18 protein-coding genes and 1 tRNA gene are annotated in these 16,119 nt (G+C 42.9%); 16 read left to right on the top strand and 3 right to left on the bottom strand.

The annotated features are described in order from the left end of the window. The first annotated feature begins 128 nt into the window (after positions 1–128). A complete protein-coding gene (locus OQE68_RS05055; protein ID WP_180567228.1) occupies positions 129–338 on the top strand; it encodes a cold-shock protein in 210 nt (69 codons plus the stop codon). Positions 339–537: 199 nt separating this feature from the next. Here the strand turns inward: OQE68_RS05055 and OQE68_RS05050 are convergent, their stop codons facing one another. Next, positions 538–921 (bottom strand): hypothetical protein, encoded by a 384-nt coding sequence (locus OQE68_RS05050; RefSeq protein ID WP_180567229.1) that lies wholly within the window; start codon positions 919–921, stop codon positions 538–540. 354 nt (positions 922–1,275) lie between these two features. Then, positions 1,276–1,362, bottom strand: a tRNA-Leu gene (locus OQE68_RS05045). A gap of 189 nt (positions 1,363–1,551) precedes the next feature. On the opposite strand from OQE68_RS05045, the gene queA reads away from it, so the two are divergent. The 5 genes from queA (at position 1,552) to secF (ending at position 7,092) form a co-directional block, all read left to right on the top strand. Beyond that, the gene (gene queA, locus OQE68_RS05040; RefSeq protein WP_180567230.1) at positions 1,552–2,583 is read left to right on the top strand and encodes a tRNA preQ1(34) S-adenosylmethionine ribosyltransferase-isomerase QueA; all 1,032 of its coding nucleotides are present in this window, start codon (positions 1,552–1,554) and stop codon (positions 2,581–2,583) included. Between the two features lie 32 nt (positions 2,584–2,615). Continuing rightward, positions 2,616–3,749: a tRNA guanosine(34) transglycosylase Tgt gene (tgt, locus tag OQE68_RS05035; RefSeq protein ID WP_180567231.1), complete on the top strand. Its 1,134-nt coding sequence runs from the start codon at positions 2,616–2,618 to the stop codon at positions 3,747–3,749. Positions 3,750–3,793: 44 nt separating this feature from the next. Next, positions 3,794–4,123: a preprotein translocase subunit YajC gene (gene yajC, locus OQE68_RS05030; RefSeq protein ID WP_180567232.1), complete on the top strand. Its 330-nt coding sequence runs from the start codon at positions 3,794–3,796 to the stop codon at positions 4,121–4,123. A 154-nt stretch (positions 4,124–4,277) separates the two neighbouring features. Then, positions 4,278–6,140, top strand: coding sequence for a protein translocase subunit SecD (gene secD / locus OQE68_RS05025; protein WP_180567233.1), 1,863 nt, complete (start codon positions 4,278–4,280; stop codon positions 6,138–6,140). A gap of 31 nt (positions 6,141–6,171) precedes the next feature. Next, positions 6,172–7,092 (top strand): protein translocase subunit SecF, encoded by a 921-nt coding sequence (gene secF, locus OQE68_RS05020; RefSeq protein WP_180567234.1) that lies wholly within the window; start codon positions 6,172–6,174, stop codon positions 7,090–7,092. A gap of 79 nt (positions 7,093–7,171) precedes the next feature. Here secF and OQE68_RS05015 read toward each other — a convergent pair whose 3' ends face one another. Next, positions 7,172–7,984: an inositol monophosphatase family protein gene (locus OQE68_RS05015; protein ID WP_180567235.1), complete on the bottom strand. Its 813-nt coding sequence runs from the start codon at positions 7,982–7,984 to the stop codon at positions 7,172–7,174. A gap of 196 nt (positions 7,985–8,180) precedes the next feature. On the opposite strand from OQE68_RS05015, the gene trmJ reads away from it, so the two are divergent. From trmJ to iscX, 10 genes are all read left to right on the top strand, one after another. Beyond that, positions 8,181–8,948, top strand: coding sequence for a tRNA (cytosine(32)/uridine(32)-2'-O)-methyltransferase TrmJ (gene trmJ / locus OQE68_RS05010; RefSeq protein ID WP_180567236.1), 768 nt, complete (start codon positions 8,181–8,183; stop codon positions 8,946–8,948). Positions 8,949–8,954: 6 nt separating this feature from the next. Then, positions 8,955–9,836, top strand: a complete 882-nt coding sequence (gene cysE, locus OQE68_RS05005) for a serine O-acetyltransferase (protein ID WP_180567237.1) — start codon at positions 8,955–8,957, stop codon at positions 9,834–9,836. 372 nt (positions 9,837–10,208) lie between these two features. Further along, positions 10,209–10,706, top strand: a complete 498-nt coding sequence (iscR, locus tag OQE68_RS05000; RefSeq protein WP_180567238.1) for a Fe-S cluster assembly transcriptional regulator IscR — start codon at positions 10,209–10,211, stop codon at positions 10,704–10,706. Between the two features lie 107 nt (positions 10,707–10,813). Further along, a complete protein-coding gene (locus OQE68_RS04995) occupies positions 10,814–12,022 on the top strand; it encodes an IscS subfamily cysteine desulfurase (RefSeq protein WP_180567239.1) in 1,209 nt (402 codons plus the stop codon). A gap of 33 nt (positions 12,023–12,055) precedes the next feature. Then, on the top strand, positions 12,056–12,439 hold the full coding sequence (gene iscU, locus OQE68_RS04990) for a Fe-S cluster assembly scaffold IscU (RefSeq protein ID WP_180567240.1): 384 nt from the start codon (positions 12,056–12,058) through the stop codon (positions 12,437–12,439). A 219-nt stretch (positions 12,440–12,658) separates the two neighbouring features. Further along, positions 12,659–12,982 (top strand): iron-sulfur cluster assembly protein IscA, encoded by a 324-nt coding sequence (iscA, locus tag OQE68_RS04985; protein ID WP_180567241.1) that lies wholly within the window; start codon positions 12,659–12,661, stop codon positions 12,980–12,982. Positions 12,983–13,003: 21 nt separating this feature from the next. Beyond that, entirely contained in the window at positions 13,004–13,555 is a 552-nt protein-coding gene (hscB, locus tag OQE68_RS04980) for a Fe-S protein assembly co-chaperone HscB (RefSeq protein WP_180567242.1), read from the top strand. A gap of 134 nt (positions 13,556–13,689) precedes the next feature. Continuing rightward, positions 13,690–15,546 (top strand): Fe-S protein assembly chaperone HscA, encoded by a 1,857-nt coding sequence (gene hscA, locus OQE68_RS04975; RefSeq protein ID WP_180567243.1) that lies wholly within the window; start codon positions 13,690–13,692, stop codon positions 15,544–15,546. Positions 15,547–15,556: 10 nt separating this feature from the next. After that, positions 15,557–15,895, top strand: coding sequence for an ISC system 2Fe-2S type ferredoxin (gene fdx, locus OQE68_RS04970; RefSeq protein ID WP_180567244.1), 339 nt, complete (start codon positions 15,557–15,559; stop codon positions 15,893–15,895). A gap of 14 nt (positions 15,896–15,909) precedes the next feature. After that, complete coding sequence (gene iscX / locus OQE68_RS04965; RefSeq protein ID WP_180567245.1) at positions 15,910–16,110, top strand: Fe-S cluster assembly protein IscX; 201 nt, start codon at positions 15,910–15,912, stop codon at positions 16,108–16,110. Positions 16,111–16,119: the final 9 nt, after the last annotated feature.

Here is a 16,119-nt window from a genome sequence, read left to right as displayed (position 1 = left end):
CAGACTGCGGGTTAGCTTTACTTTGTAAAGTAGTGTTAAAAGTTCTGCACATGAGATGTAATTATATGAGTTGACGGCACACCTGTTTACCCTATAATTCATGTGCTTAATTAATATCGGATCGATCTATGTCTAATCAACAAACTGGCACAGTTAAGTGGTTTAATGAATCTAAAGGCTTCGGGTTTCTTGAGCAGGAGTCTGGTCCAGATGTATTCGTTCACTATAGTGCTATTCAAGGTACTGGGTTCAAAGTGTTAACTGAAGGTCAGCAAGTACAGTTTACTGTTACTCAAGGACCTAAAGGATTACAAGCTGAGAATGTAGTTCCTCTATAAGTAATAATTGTTGCTTATATTATCTTGTGGGTGGTGTGTTGCACTGCCCCTATCTTTTAAATCCCTCCTTAAAAACCACTTCTTTTGCTTTTATGAGTTATTAATAATCAAATGGCTGGTTCTATGACACTATATAGCCACTGCATACTATTTCATCAAGTTATTAAATAATCAATTCTGGTTATTATTTAATTATATTTTAGGTTTCAACACTAGGAGTAGTGCGGTTTAGTTTTATTGTTACGAACACAGTTTTGGTGTTGGAAAAACTTAGCAAATAACCACCTAGTAATAAAACAATTCCGAAACAGAAGAGCATACCTGCTAGGCCGATTTTTTGGATAATATCATGAGTAAAAAAAGGGCAGTAACATTGGCCAAAGAGGATCTCAGGAGTAAAGTTAACCCATAGATCTGACTCAATAAAGTGTAATAGTTGTAGTAGTACTACGAAAATTGTAGCCACTAATGCAAAAGTGCCTGCTGTAGACAGAAGTAGCGCAATGAATTGGATGAATAAATTGAAAAGTTTAGAGATTGCTGAAATAAAGTTGTAAGGTGAGGAAGTATTAGGTTGGTTCATACTCAGCCCTTATGATGTCAGTAGTAATTCACGACTGCTTCTAAAAGTTTAGTGGGATAGAGTAAATGTGTTTTTGAATTTATGAATAATAATTTGCTGCCCAACAAATAAAAAATATAAAGAAGAGATTAATTAAAATATTATTAAAGATGCCCTTAAGGTTTGGGGCTGTTGATTTTGCTAAATCAATATTAAATAAACGATTAAAACATAGTTGTCATTAGTTGCTGCTAGCTAAAGGAAGAGCTAAACCTAGGCAAATGAGTTTTAGTGGCAGAGATTGGGGTTAAACAATAAGGAAAGATTAAGGAGGTTTTGCTAGTTTGATCGGTCAATAAGCTTATAAAATAGATGTGGTACCAGCGGGCGGACTCGAACCGCCACGCTATTGCTAGCAATGGATTTTGAATCCATCGTGTCTACCAATTTCACCACGCTGGCACAATTGCAGCGAAGTATAACAAAGGTTTATGTAAGGTCAACTGTTAATTTCCAATCAGTCATTAAACGCCTTTCCTTTGCTTTTCACTGAGGAAGCCCGCTATTTTCAGAGGAGAATAGCTTTTTCTGATTGGTCCAGCGCCACTTTTTCGGTAAGCTAGCGTGTTTTTATAGCTGTTGTACTGAGACATGCAAGTTAAAGATTTTAGCTTTGAGCTACCTGAAGAGTTAATCGCCCAGTATCCCTTAGCGTCGCGCTCAGCAAGCCGACTACTGTGCTTGAATGGTAAAACTGGCGATATTACTCATCAACAATTCAGCCAGTTAGTGGACTTTTTAGAGACAGGAGATTTACTGGTGTTTAACAATACCAGGGTGATTCCTGCTCGAGTATTTGGACAGAAGGCAACTGGTGGCAAGCTTGAGATATTAATTGAGCGGGTTGAATCTGATAATCAAGTGTTAGCTCATATTAAGGCAAGCAAGCCTCCTAAACCTGGTAGCAAGCTCAAACTGGCCAATGGCATTTGGGTAACCATGCTGGAGCGTGTAGAGAGTCTATTTCGGCTGCAGTTTTCTGAAGAACACTCAGTGTTAGATGTACTGGATGAAATTGGCCATATGCCACTTCCACCGTATATGAAGCGAGAGGATGAGCTGGCTGATCGTGAGCGTTATCAAACGGTATACGGCAGTAAGCCTGGTGCAGTTGCAGCACCAACAGCAGGCTTACACTTTGATGAGGCTCTGTTCTCACTGCTTGAAAAAAAGGGTGTTAATAAAGCATTTGTGACTCTTCATGTGGGCGCAGGAACTTTTCAGCCAGTGAGGGTAGACAATATTTTAGATCACAAAATGCATGCAGAACTAATTGATGTATCTGCTGAAGTGTGTCAGCTAGTTAGGCAAACCAAGGCAGCTGGTAAACGAGTGATTGCGGTAGGCACAACTAGTGTTCGTTGTTTGGAAACGGCGAGCAAGATGGGTGAAATTGAACCTTATCAAGGAGAAACCGATATCTTCATTTACCCTGGTTATCAATTTAAAGCGGTTGATGCTTTGGTAACTAACTTCCACTTGCCAGAGTCCACGTTATTGATGTTGGTATCAGCATTTGCTGGTATGGAAGCAACAAAGAAAGCTTATCAGGAAGCCGTTGAGCAGAGGTATCGCTTTTTTAGCTATGGCGATGCCATGTTTATCAGCCAGAAACAGAATTAATAGACTTTTTGTAAAATAGTATTGAGTACTTTATGGCTCGTGAATGTTTTTTAAAATTTGAGCAAATAACCACTGACGGCTTTGCTCGTCGATCCAGATTACATTTCCCCAGAGGTATTGTTGAAACGCCAGCATTTATGCCAGTGGGTACTTATGGCACGGTTAAAGGTATGTTGCCCCGAGATATCGAAGGTATCGGTGCGCACATTATTTTAGGCAATACTTTTCACCTAATGTTAAGGCCTGGCACTGACATTATCTCAGCTCATGGCGATCTCCATGATTTTACTGGCTGGGAAAAACCAATTCTGACAGACTCTGGTGGGTTTCAGGTCTTTAGCTTGGGTGAAATGCGAAAAATTACTGAAGATGGTGTGACTTTTCGCTCCCCTGTTGATGGCTCCAAAGTATTTATTAGTCCTGAGCGCTCTATGGAAGTGCAGCGAGCACTTGGTTCAGATATTGTGATGATATTTGATGAGTGTACACCTTATCCTGCCTCACATGATCAAGCCAAACGCTCAATGGAATTATCGCTGCGCTGGGCGGAGCGAAGCAAACAGGCGCATGGGGATAACCCTTCCGCTTTGTTTGGCATTATTCAGGGAGGCATGTACCAAGACCTTCGAGAACAGTCATTACAAGCGCTAAATGGTATTGGTTTTGATGGTTATGCCATTGGTGGGCTTTCTGTTGGTGAGCCGAAACATGAAATGATGCAGGTCTTATCGGGTGTTACCCACTTGATGCCTGAGAATAAGCCCCGATATTTGATGGGAGTGGGAACCCCCGAAGATATTGTTGAAGCAGTCAGGCGAGGGGTGGATATGTTTGACTGTGTTATGCCAACACGAAATGCCCGTAATGGCCATTTATTTACTTCCACGGGAGTGGTAAAAATTCGCAACGCTGTCAATAAAACGGATACTGGGCCACTGGATGCTGAATGTGATTGTTACACTTGCAATAACTTTAGTCGTGCTTATTTGCATCACTTGGATAAATGTAAGGAAATTTTAGGTTCTCAGCTGAATACGATTCATAATTTGCGCTATTACCAGCAACTAATGGCAGGGCTGCGAGAAGCTATTGGAAATCATCAATTGACAGAGTTTGTTACAGCGTTTTATCAAAAACGTAGTGAGGCGGTGCCTGCACTGGGTTAGTGAATACCAATACTGATTTATATTAACGACGGAGTAATACAACCATGAGTTTTTTTATTAATGAAGCTTTTGCTGCCCCCGCTGCTGCAGCGCAAGGTGGTGGAATGATTCAAATTGGTATGCTGGTGCTAATGGTGGCAGTATTTTATTTCCTGCTAATTCGCCCACAAAAAAAGCGTATGAAAGAGCACCAGCAGCTGGTTGAAAACCTGAATAAAGGCGATGAGGTAGTGACTAACGGAGGGATTGTTGGCAAGGTCACAAAGGTATCTGAACAATTTGTCACATTACAGGTTTCTAACAATGTGGAGTTGAATTTTCAGAAGCAGGCCATATCTGCTGTATTACCGAAAGGTACTATCAAAGCAATCTAATTATTCAGGCGAAGTATCCTAATCATCATTCAAGGCTTGGCTAAGTAGCGCTTTTTTAGCAGCCTTTATTAGATTAACCCGCCAACTACCGACCCGTCAGGCAGGCTTAGGCTTGCCGGGTTCTGTTGAACAAGAAGGAATATAGGGCAGAACCATGCTCAATAAGTATCCAATTTGGAAGTATTTCCTCGTTATTTTTATTGTCTCGATAGGGGTGATTTATGCATTACCCAACTTATATCAAGATGATCCAGCCATTCAAATCTCCCATCACCGCTCAGCAACTGCTGTTTCTGAGTCGACGCTGCAACAAGCTCAAAAGCGTTTGGAAAAGCAAGGTATTGGGATAAAAGGATTTGAAGTAACTAATAAAGGGGCGGGTTTGCTCCGGTTGAATAGCTTTGAAGACCAATTAAAAGCTAAGTCAATGGTAAAAGACTGGTTGGGTGATGACTATATAGTGGCACTTAACCTGGCTGCGACTACGCCTGACTGGCTTCGCTCAATGGGTGCTGGGCCAATGAAGTTAGGTTTGGACTTAAGTGGTGGGGTTCACTTCTTATTGGAAGTGGATATGGGTAAAGCCATTGCTACTCGCTTAAAAGGCATTCATAACGAAATTCGCTCTGAGCTGAGTAAGCAGGATCTGCGCTACAAAGTAGGTAGTAGCTCTACCAGTGCTCGCTGGGTGTTAAATTTCAAAAATGAAGCTAAGCGTGATAAAGCCATGCAGGTGGTTCGCGGTAAATACTCTGACTTGAATATTAATGCAGGCGAAGATAGCGCTATCTACTGGCTTAGCTATCAGTTTTCTGAGTTAAAAGTAAAAGATATCGAAGACTATGCGATTAAGCAGAACCTGACTTCACTTAGAAACCGGGTCAATGAGCTGGGAGTTTCTGAGCCACTGGTCCAGCGGCAGGGGCGTAATCGTATAGTGGTGGAGTTGCCGGGTGTTCAGGATACAGCAGAAGCTAAAAAGATTATTGGTAAAACGGCTAACCTGGAATTTCGCTTAGCAGCACAGCTTGACGCTAAAGCAGGGCAATATGAAACCCTTAATCGTAAAGAAGGTGGTCAGGCCAAGCTAGAAAAGAAAATAATAGTGACGGGTGATCAAGTGGCAGATGCTCGTGCTAGTTTTGATGAAAATGGCCGCCCTCAGGTAAATATTACCTTAAGCGGTGGTGGTGGTCAGCTTATGAATAAAGCTACACGTACCAATGTTGGCCGCCAGATGGCAGTGATCTTTATTGAAGAGCGTCCTTATACAAAAGAGGTTGAAAAGGTTGTTGACGGTAAGGCGACGGTTGTTAAAGAAACCCGCTTTAAAGAAGAGCGCAAAATTATTAGCCTGGCGACTATTCAGTCTGCATTAGGCACTCAGTTTAGGATTACTGGATTAGATTCAGTTGGCGAATCAAAAGAGCTAGCGCTGCTATTAAGAGCAGGTGCTTTTGCTGCTCCTATGTATTTTGTTGAAGAGCGTACGGTTGGTCCAAGCCTGGGTAAAGAAAACATCGAGTTAGGCTTTAAATCAGTAGTAGTCGGTTTTGTCCTGGTGCTGCTTTTCATGCTGGTTTATTACAAGGTGTTTGGCTTGTTTGCTAATGTGGCTCTGGGGCTTAACTTAGTTTTGCTGATAGCCTTTATGTCTATATTATCAGCCACCTTAACTTTACCTGGTATTGCGGGGATAGTGTTGACTGTAGGGATGGCAGTAGATGCCAATGTGCTTATTTTCTCTAGAATTAAAGAAGAAATGAAGCGAGGACTACCCCTTCAGCATGCTATTCATGAAGGTTACGACCGAGCGTTTGTGACCATCCTTGATGCCAATATAACTACCTTATTAGTCGCCATTATTCTTTATGGTGTAGGCACTGGTCCAGTAAGAGGTTTTGCTGTCACATTGTCCATTGGTATTGTGACTTCAATATTTACTGCCATCGTTGTGACTCGTGCATTGGTCAATATGACCCACGGTGGTCGCCAGTTGAAAAAATTGTGGATTTAGTTCCTAACTTAGCAGATTTAAAGGCAAAAGGATGAATGACAACGAAAAAGTGTTAAATTTTATGGGGGCGCGGGTGATAGCTGCCGCGCTCTCTATAGCGCTCGTGTTGGGTTCGATTATTTCTCTGTTTTCTAACCAGTTGCAGTTCGGGTTGGATTTTACAGGAGGGACTCTGATTGAGCTTGGTTATGATAAAACGGCTAATTTAGAGAATATTCGTAAAGAATTACAGGCTGCTGGCTACCCTGATGCGGTTGTTCAGGACTTTGGCTCTGACAAAGATGTGCTGGTACGGATTGCTGGTGATAAGCCTTCACTAGGCAATGATGTGGCTGCAATTTTGAAGTCATCCTATGAGGGGGAAATTGAGCTAAGGCGCTCTGAGTTTGTTGGCCCTCAAGTAGGTGAAGAGCTGCGAGAAGATGGTGGTCTGGGTATGCTACTTGCGCTGGGTGTGGTGATGCTATATATAGCAGCTCGCTTCCAGTTTAAGTTTGCCTTGGGTGCTGTATTAGCACTGGCCCATGATGTAATCATTACGCTTGGTGTTTTTTCTGTCTTTAATTTAAGTTTTGATCTGACCGTGTTGGCTGCATTGCTAGCGGTTATTGGTTACTCATTAAACGACACGATTGTTGTGGCTGACCGAATTCGTGAAAACTTTAGAAAACTAAGAAAAGCAACGCCAATTGAAGTAATCAATTCATCGCTCACTCAAACGTTAGGTCGAACCTTGGTTACGTCGCTGACTACCTTGTTAGTGTTAGTAGCTCTGTTTATTTATGGTGGAGAACTTATCCATAACTTTGCGTTAGCGTTAATGATTGGTGTTGGTGTAGGTACTTACTCTTCTATTTATGTGGCAGCTAATATTTTGTTGGTGATGAAAATCAGTCGTGATGACTTAATGCCTCCAGAAGTAGAGCAAGAAGCGGTTGACGAGCTTCCCTAAAATCAATTCTTGAATGATTTTTAAAGAAAAAAGGTGGCTAGGTTGGCCACCTTTTTTTGGAGTGTTAATAACGATATGGTTATTTAGAGCCTTTGGAAAAGTGAGGCTGGATTTGTTGTAGCACAGATTTAAAACACTTTGGGTTGCCGCCTACGATTTGCCCATTATCCATAAACTCATGACCTCCTTTAAAGTCGCCAACCAATCCACCTGCTTCCTGAATAAGTAGTACACCTGCAGCGATATCCCACTGGTTTAATCCGAACTCCCAGTAAGCGTCGTAACGACCAGCCGCAACATAAGCTAAATCCAGGGCTGCGGAACCTGCTCGGCGTATACCAGCAGTTTGCTCGACTAGAGACTTAAATATGCCAAGGTAATCATCAATTTTATCCATTTGATCGGGGCGGAAAGGGAAGCCTGTTGCAAGCAATGACTCATTTAGCGGTTTGTTTTTACTGACCCGAATGCGCTTACCATTTAATTGAGCACCTCGGCCACGGCTTGCTGAAAATTCTTCTTTACGGATAGGGTCTAAAACAATGGCGTGCTCAATACGCCCTTTATACTGGCAGGCAATTGAAACTGCAAAGTGAGGAATGCCATGAATAAAGTTGGTGGTGCCATCTAATGGATCAATAATCCACAGGTAGTCCTGTCCTTCACCATGGCCTGGGTGATGGCCTGTTTCTTCTCCATAGAAACCATGATTAGGGTAAGCTTTTTTTAACGTACGCAGAATTACTTTCTCTGCTGCCTGGTCAACTTCAGTAACAAAATCGCGGTCGCCTTTTTTGTTAACAGTGAGTACATCTAACTGCTCAACAGCACGCTCTATCACGTCACCGGCATTACGAGCAGCCCTCAAGGCTATATTAAGCATTGGTTGCATAGGAAAATCACTTTGGCATGTAAAAGAACAAAAATTAATTATATCAAATAATAAATCATGGCTGTTAACTTTAGTGTGTTGGTATTTATACATAGCTGATTTATCTGCATGTGTTTACAGTCAGTTACCTTATGAATCCGAACTCTGTTAAAATCTGCAACTTGATTTTATTGAAGACAGTTGGGTGGTACGGCTTGTGTTGGACAATATTAGAGTGGTGTTAGTGAACACCTCTCACCCTGGTAATATTGGTGCAGTTGCCAGGGCGATGAAAACCATGGGGCTTAGTGACTTACGGTTAGTTGAGCCTGATCAGTTTCCCCACCCTTATGCGACTAGTCGCTCTGCTGGAGCAGAAGACTTGCTAAATCAGGCGTGTGTGGTGAGCACTCTTCAAGAGGCTGTAGCTGATTGCCAGCTAGTGATTGGTACCAGTGCTCGTGAGCGTAAGATCCCCTGGCCGCTGATAAACCCAAGAGAATGTGCGGAGCTAGCAGGGCAGGCAAGTCGTAGCAATAAAAAAGTGGCTGTTGTTTTTGGTAGAGAGGATCGTGGCTTAACCAATGATGAGCTAGCTCTGTGTAATTACCATGTTAATATTCCTGCCTGTGAAGGTTATAGCTCTCTAAACCTCGGTGCAGCAGTTCAGGTTATTGCTTACGAGCTGCGAATGAGTCACCTGGAGCAACAGCAGCCAGAAAAGCTATCAAGCTCTGTTAGTCAGGACTGTGCTTTTCCTGATGCGTCACATGAAGAAGTAGAAAGGTTTTTAGCTCACTTTGAGGAGCTGCTGACTCAAATTGAATTTCTTGACCCCTCTAATCCGGGTGTGGTGATGACAAGGTTTCGTCGCTTATTTCAACGTGCCATGTTGGATAGTAAAGAAGTAAATATGTTACGTGGTGTACTGTCTGATACTCAGCGGATAATCAAACAACTTAGCAAGACTCAACCCACAGGTTAACTCCCCATGTTTGAGCGCCTTCGAGAAGATATAGCTAGTGTTTTTGATCGTGATCCTGCGGCTCGTAATACCCTTGAGGTATTAACCAGTTATCCAGGGGTACATGCTTTATTATTTCATCGCTTGAGCCACATACTTTGGACTAAAGGGCTTAAATGGTTAGCTCGGTTTATTTCATCTATTGCCAGGCTACTAACCGGTATTGAAATTCATCCGGGTGCAAAAATTGGGCGACGATTTTTTATTGATCATGGTATGGGAGTAGTTATTGGTGAAACCACGGAAATTGGTGATGATGTGACACTCTATCAAGGAGTTACTCTGGGAGGAACTAGCTGGAATAAAGGAAAGCGTCACCCCACTTTAGAAAATGGGGTTGTAGTTGGTGCGGGTGCAAAAGTTCTAGGCCCATTTACCGTAGGAGAAAATGCCAAGGTGGGCTCAAATGCGGTAGTGACCAAACCAGTCCCTGCTGGTGCTACTGTGGTCGGTATTCCTGGTCGTATCATTCAAAAATCGTCTGCCAATGGAGTTGACCCTCGACATCAGGCAATGGCTGAAAAAATAGGCTTTGACGCTTATGGTGTGACGCAGAATATGCCCGATCCTGTGGCTAAGGCAGTCACAAGCTTGTTAGGACACCTACATGCAGTGGATACCAAAATTGATGTTATGTGCAAAGGGTTGAAAGACTTGGGTATTAATTACTGTGATAAAGCCTTGCCTGAACTAAACGATGAAGACTTTGCTTCGGTGAAAGAGAATGGTAGTGCAAGCTCTGTGACTACAGAGGATTCAAATGAAAAACCAGTCGAGACTGTTGTAGTCGCACAAAACTCTTCATTAGAGTCAAGTGAGTCTGATAAAGAAAAAGACAATATTATATAGCCTGTCTATTTAGCTATAAATGCTTTATATATAGCCAGTTTAAGTAATATGCATAGTACTTTTAGTGTAGTGGCTAGTGGCACTTTCACGCTATGGTTCCTGGTCTGGCTGTCACCCATTAAAACTACTGACCTGCTTGTTCTATTAGGTAAGTTTTTTAGAGTTAAAAATACTTGACTAAAATACTAGGATAAATACTTGATCAATTTGGTTGGTTTTAGCATAATCTTTAACTAGAGTTTGCTAATAACTTTTTGAAGTTTAACTGAAGAAAAGTTTTAAAATTCTTAAAGCTCAAGAGAACCGCGATTATATACCATAGCTTCTCAAAATTGTAAGCGATAACAGCAATCGACACACAGAGTAATCGACATGCGCTTAACTACCAAAGGCCGTTATGCAGTTACAGCAATGTTAGACCTTGCCCTACATGCTGATAAAGGGCCAGTTGCGCTTGCAGATATATCAGAACGTCAAGGAATTTCATTGTCTTACCTGGAGCAGCTGTTTGCTAAGTTGAGACGTAATGAGTTAGTTACTAGTATTCGAGGTCCTGGTGGAGGCTATCGGTTGAGTCGCTCCTCCCAGGCAATTCATGTAGCACAAGTCATTGATGCAGTTAATGAGTCGGTGGATGCGACCCGATGTCATGGCAAAACCGGCTGTCAACAAGGTGATACCTGTTTAACCCATCATTTGTGGTGTGATTTAAGTAAGCAAATACATACATTTTTAAGTGGAATTAGCTTGGCTGATTTAGTGGCCCAGCGAGAAGTACGTGATGTTGCAACTCGCCAAGAAGAGCGAGTCAATAACCAGAAGCAAAGTGAGCAAAAGTTAGTAGAGCGAATTGATGCCTCAACCTTGTGACCTGACTCGCTGCTAGCTAGAACCGTTTATAAAATGAGAGCAGCTGTAGCTGCTTGATAGAACTGAGATTAAGCCTGGAGCGTAGTAAGCGCTGGAGATAGTAATCAATGAAACTACCGATATACCTGGACTATTCTTCTACCACTCCGGTTGACCCAAGAGTGGCTGAAAAGATGTCGGAATATCTAACGACACATTTCGGCAATCCTGCCTCAAGGTCTCATGCCTTTGGCTGGAAAGCAGAGGAAGGAGTTGAGAATGCCAGGCGTCAGGTGGCGGACTTGGTAAACTGTGATCCGCGTGAAATTGTTTGGACCTCTGGTGCTACTGAGTCTGATAACTTAGCTATTAAAGGTGCTGCCCGTTTTTATCAGAAAAAAGGTAAGCACATCATCACTTCTAAAATTGAGCACAAAGCAGTGCTTGATACTTGCCGTCAACTGGAGCGTGAAGGCTTTGAAGTCACTTATCTGGAGCCTAATCCCGAAGGAATTATTGCCCCACAAGTCGTTGCAGATGCCATTCGTGAAGACACTATTTTAGTGTCCTTAATGCATGCTAATAATGAGATTGGTGTGATCACTGATATTGCTGCGATTGGTGAAATTACTCGCGAGAAAAAAATTATTTTTCATGTCGATGCTGCGCAAAGTGCAGGGAAAATTGATATTGACCTGACCACTCTGAAAGTAGATCTAATGTCGTTCTCTGCTCATAAAGTTTATGGCCCTAAGGGCATTGGAGCCTTGTTTGTTCGGCGTAAACCTCGGGTAAGAATAGAAGCTCAAATCCACGGTGGTGGTCATGAACGTGGAATGCGCTCAGGTACGCTGGCAACTCACCAAATTGTTGGGATGGGCGAAGCTTTCCATATTGCAAAAGAAGAATTGGCGGCTGAGCAGGAACGTTTATTAGCGTTACGCAATCGCTTCTGGGATCACTTTAAAGATATGGAAGAAGTCTATGTTAATGGCAACTATACCCAACGCTTACCTGGAAACTTGAATGTTAGCTTCAACTTTGTTGAAGGAGAGTCACTCATCATGTCGCTGAAAGATTTAGCTGTTTCCTCAGGCTCAGCCTGTACTTCAGCCAGCCTAGAACCTTCTTATGTGTTAAGGGCTCTGGGTATTAATGATGAGCTGGCTCATAGCTCACTTCGCTTCACACTTGGACGTTTTACAACTGAAGAAGAAGTTGACTATGCCGCGAAGGAAGTGCGTAAGGCGGTGTCTAAGTTAAGAGAGCTTTCGCCTCTATGGGACATGTATAAAGACGGCGTAGATATTTCAAAAGTTGAGTGGGTTGCGCATTAATAGCAGTCGAATATCAAGGGTGAGGAGTTCAAAATGGCTTACAGTGATAAAGTAATAGATCATTATGAAAACCCGCGTAATGTGGGTAAGTTGGATGCAGAAGATCCTTCTGTCGGGACTGGAATGGTAGGTGCTCCTGCGTGTGGTGATGTGATGCGCCTGCAAATCAAGGTAAATGACGAAGGTATTATCGAAGACGCTAAGTTTAAAACCTATGGCTGTGGTTCAGCAATCGCTTCTAGTTCTCTTGTAACTGAGTGGATGAAAGGCAGAACTATTGATGAAGCTGAGCAAATTAAAAACACCAATATTGCTGAAGAGCTAGAGTTACCTCCAGTGAAAATTCACTGCTCGGTGCTGGCAGAAGATGCAATCAAAGCTGCAGTCACTGACTATCGCAACAAGCGTAGTAGTTAAGTCTTAACCTAGTGTTATTAAAAACCAGAGCTTTTGTAGGGAAGTACCCAGCGAAAGTTTTGGTTTTTACTGAGAGTGAAAGCTAGCTGCTGATGCTTCTATTATGATGCAAAATCTGCAATGCAAAGTACTTAGGCATAATTGAATTGAGCTTTAATTTGCGAGTTTTCAGCCTATTAAAGGCAGGCAGCATAGTGACAAGACAAAGGTGTTAATATTATGGCAATTACCCTTACGGAGTCTGCAGCTAAACACGTGACCCGTTACTTAAGTAATCGTGAGAAGGGTGTAGGTGTCCGGGTTGGTGTTAAAACCACCGGTTGCTCAGGGCTTGCCTATGTACTTGAGTTTGTTGATGAGCTGGCAGCAGAAGATCAGGTATTTGAAAGTCGAGGGGTGAAGGTTGTCGTTGACCCCAAAAGCCTCCTGTATATTGATGGTACCGAGCTCGACTTTGTTAAAGAAGGCTTGAATGAGGGGTTCAAGTTTAATAACCCTAATGTCGCCAGTGAATGTGGCTGCGGCGAAAGCTTTAATGTGTAATCTGACTTTTGAAAGTAGCCAATGACGATCAACGCTTTAGATTTAACTGCCAGCTTTTTTGAGCTATTTGACCTTCCTGTTCAATTTGACCTTGATCTTGCCGATTTAGCCAGCCGCTACCGACAGCTCCAAAAAGTGACTCATCCAGACCGGTTTGTGGGAGCTTCAGATCGAGAGCAGCGGCTTGCTGTTCAATATACAGCTCATGTTAATGAAGCTTACAACACGTTGAAAAGTGCCACCCAAAGAGCGATCTACCTATTGTCGCTAAAAGGTATTGAGCTAAATATTGAAAATAATACTGTCATGGATCCAGGCTTTTTAATGGAGCAGATGGAATGGCGGGAGCAGCTGGAAGAAGTGAAAGGTGCAAGTAATCCCGATGAAGCAATAGCTGACTTAATGGCAGCCGTTGAGGCAAAATCCACCCAGCTCCAGCAGCGTTTTGTAAAAACTTGGCAGGAACAGTCGCCACAATCCCTTAAACAAGCTGAAACCATAGTAAAACAGATGCTGTTTATTGATAAGCTACTGGTAGAAGCTGAGCTTCTGGAAGCAGAACTTGACAGTTGAATGCTTAATTAAGTTGTTGATGAGCTTTTGACTTCCTTAGATTTACAGTCATCAAGCAACTTGTAATGTGGCTGGCTAGTTACTCGAAGCTGGCAAACTAAAGAAATAGTGCTAAGACGACATACAGATTTATCATGGCTTTGTTGCAAATATCAGAACCCGGTGAAAGCCCAGCACCTCATCAACGAAAGTTGGCAGTGGGGATTGACTTGGGAACCACTAACTCATTAGTGGCGACAGTAAAAAGTGGCAGTCCTGAAACCCTAGCTGATCAGCAGGGGCAGGTTGTACTACCTTCAGTGGTTTATTATGGTCAGGACCAATTTCTGGTTGGTCAGTTGGCAAAAGACCAGGCTACGATCGATCCATTCAATACTGTTCAATCTGTTAAGCGGCTAATGGGAAGAGGCGTCAGTGATGTGAAGTCACTGGGTGATGTGTTGCCTTACCACTTCAAAGGTGATGAGGGGATGCCGCTGATTCAAACTGCCGCAGGTGACAAAAGCCCAGTTCAGGTTTCAGCTGATATTTTGCAGTCTTTGGCAACACGTGCTGAGCAGACTCTAGAAGGTGAGCTGACTGGGGCAGTGATTACTGTGCCAGCCTATTTTGATGAAGCTCAGCGACAGGCAACGAAGGATGCAGCAACTTTAGCAGGTATTAAAGTGTTGAGGCTATTGAATGAGCCTACTGCAGCAGCAGTTGCTTATGGGCTGGATCAAGGTAAAGATGGTGTTATTGCTGTTTATGACTTAGGTGGTGGCACTTTTGACATATCAGTTTTGCGGTTGAACTGCGGTGTATTTGAAGTGCTCGCTACAGGTGGAAATTCAGCATTAGGTGGTGATGATTTTGATCATGTCGTTGCGAATTGGATTCTTCAGCAAATGGGAAGCAATGCCAATGATTTTAATGCAGCCCAGCAGCGCCAATTACTTGCAACGGCTTGTGAGATAAAAGAACAATTAGCTAAGCAGCAACAAGTTTCAGTGGCATTTGCTGGCTGGCAAGGAATACTAAGTCAGCAGCAACTAGCTGAAATACTGAGCCCCCTGATTCAGCAAACCATTAAATCCTGTCGCCGAACCTTGCGTGATGCCGGCTTAAAGCCAGCTGATATTAATGAAGTTGTCATGGTGGGAGGCTCTACCCGCACGCTGGCTGTGCGTGCTCAGGTAAAAGACTTTTTTGCCCAAGAACCATTAATTGATATTGATCCCGACCAAGTAGTTGCCCTGGGTGCAGCAATTCAAGCTGATGTATTAGTGGGTAATAAATCGGGCGATGACATGTTGTTGCTGGATGTTATTCCTCTTTCTTTAGGAATTGAAACCATGGGTGGTTTGATGGAAAAAATAATCCATCGAAACTCCACGATTCCTGTGGCTAAAGCCCAAGATTTTACTACCTACAAAGATGGCCAAACGGGCATGGTGATTCATGTTTACCAAGGTGAGCGAGAGCTGGTACAGGATAATCGCTCTCTTGCCCGCTTTGTTTTGCGTGGTATTCCACCAATGGCCGCCGGTGCAGGTAAAGTACGTGTCACTTTTCAGGTTGATGCAGACGGCTTGCTCAGTGTTAGTGCAAAAGAGCTAACCAGTGGTGTTGAAAGCAGTATTCAAGTAAAACCTTCCTACGGTTTAACAGATGAGTCTATTAGCAATATGTTGCAGGACTCATTTGGTCATGCAGCAGAAGATATGGCCGCAAGGGCGCTACGAGAGCAGCAAGTGGAAGCGGAACGGCTTCTAGAAGCCGTGGGTGTTGCTATAGCTGAAGATGGTGAGAAATTGCTAACAAATGTTGAGTTACAAACAATTAATGATGAAGTTCAACGTTTAACTCAGCAGCTAGCAGATGAAAAGGATCACCTGGTGTTAAAGAGTCAGGTAGAAAAAGTCAGTCAGCTTACAGAGTCATTTGCAGCTAAGCGGATGAATGAGTCCATCAAAAAAGCCCTAACAGGCCACTCAGTCGATAGTATTTAGGTAACCGATAATGCCTCAAGTGATTTTCCTGCCCCATGAAACCATTTGTCCGGAAGGTGCTGTTGTTGAAGCAAATCCGGGAGAAAGTATTTGTGATGTTGCATTACGCAATGATATAGAAATTGAGCATGCATGTGAAAAGTCCTGTGCTTGCACTACTTGTCATGTCATTGTCCGTGAGGGGTATGATTCCTTAGAGGAAGCTGACGAACTCGAAGATGATCTACTAGATAAAGCTTGGGGATTGGAACCTGAGTCAAGATTAAGTTGCCAGGCTTTGGTTGCTGAGCAAGACTTGGTGGTGGAAATTCCAAAATATACTATTAATCAGGTTTCTGAGCGTCATTAGGCGAGGTGAGGGATATGAGCTTAAAGTGGACTGATGTTCAAGAGATAGCCATTGAGCTGGCTGAGCGTCACGAAGAGGTCGACCCTCGTTATGTTAACTTTGTTGACTTACGCAACTGGGTGGTGGCTTTAGAAGAGTTTAATGATGATCCATCCCATTGTGGTGAAAAAATCCTTGAAGCAATACAAATGGCCTGGATTGAAGAAGCTGATTAACAGACTGTC

It is taken from the genome of Spartinivicinus marinus (assembly GCF_026309355.1).
Lineage (GTDB): Bacteria > Pseudomonadota > Gammaproteobacteria > Pseudomonadales > Zooshikellaceae > Spartinivicinus > Spartinivicinus marinus.
This window is presented reverse-complemented; position numbering and strand designations above follow the sequence as displayed.

What these genes read in the sequence shown, in the direction of transcription:
- OQE68_RS05055 (WP_180567228.1), top strand. Translation starts at nt 129, where the DNA reads ATGTCTAATCAACAAACTGGCACAGTTAAGTGGTTTAATGAATCTAAA.
- OQE68_RS05050 (WP_180567229.1), bottom strand. Translation starts at nt 921, where the DNA reads ATGAACCAACCTAATACTTCCTCACCTTACAACTTTATTTCAGCAATC.
- queA (WP_180567230.1), top strand. Translation starts at nt 1,552, where the DNA reads ATGCAAGTTAAAGATTTTAGCTTTGAGCTACCTGAAGAGTTAATCGCC.
- tgt (WP_180567231.1), top strand. Translation starts at nt 2,616, where the DNA reads ATGGCTCGTGAATGTTTTTTAAAATTTGAGCAAATAACCACTGACGGC.
- yajC (WP_180567232.1), top strand. Translation starts at nt 3,794, where the DNA reads ATGAGTTTTTTTATTAATGAAGCTTTTGCTGCCCCCGCTGCTGCAGCG.
- secD (WP_180567233.1), top strand. Translation starts at nt 4,278, where the DNA reads ATGCTCAATAAGTATCCAATTTGGAAGTATTTCCTCGTTATTTTTATT.
- secF (WP_180567234.1), top strand. Translation starts at nt 6,172, where the DNA reads ATGAATGACAACGAAAAAGTGTTAAATTTTATGGGGGCGCGGGTGATA.
- OQE68_RS05015 (WP_180567235.1), bottom strand. Translation starts at nt 7,984, where the DNA reads ATGCAACCAATGCTTAATATAGCCTTGAGGGCTGCTCGTAATGCCGGT.
- cysE (WP_180567237.1), top strand. Translation starts at nt 8,955, where the DNA reads ATGTTTGAGCGCCTTCGAGAAGATATAGCTAGTGTTTTTGATCGTGAT.
- iscR (WP_180567238.1), top strand. Translation starts at nt 10,209, where the DNA reads ATGCGCTTAACTACCAAAGGCCGTTATGCAGTTACAGCAATGTTAGAC.
- OQE68_RS04995 (WP_180567239.1), top strand. Translation starts at nt 10,814, where the DNA reads ATGAAACTACCGATATACCTGGACTATTCTTCTACCACTCCGGTTGAC.
- iscU (WP_180567240.1), top strand. Translation starts at nt 12,056, where the DNA reads ATGGCTTACAGTGATAAAGTAATAGATCATTATGAAAACCCGCGTAAT.
- iscA (WP_180567241.1), top strand. Translation starts at nt 12,659, where the DNA reads ATGGCAATTACCCTTACGGAGTCTGCAGCTAAACACGTGACCCGTTAC.
- hscB (WP_180567242.1), top strand. Translation starts at nt 13,004, where the DNA reads ATGACGATCAACGCTTTAGATTTAACTGCCAGCTTTTTTGAGCTATTT.
- hscA (WP_180567243.1), top strand. Translation starts at nt 13,690, where the DNA reads ATGGCTTTGTTGCAAATATCAGAACCCGGTGAAAGCCCAGCACCTCAT.
- fdx (WP_180567244.1), top strand. Translation starts at nt 15,557, where the DNA reads ATGCCTCAAGTGATTTTCCTGCCCCATGAAACCATTTGTCCGGAAGGT.
- iscX (WP_180567245.1), top strand. Translation starts at nt 15,910, where the DNA reads ATGAGCTTAAAGTGGACTGATGTTCAAGAGATAGCCATTGAGCTGGCT.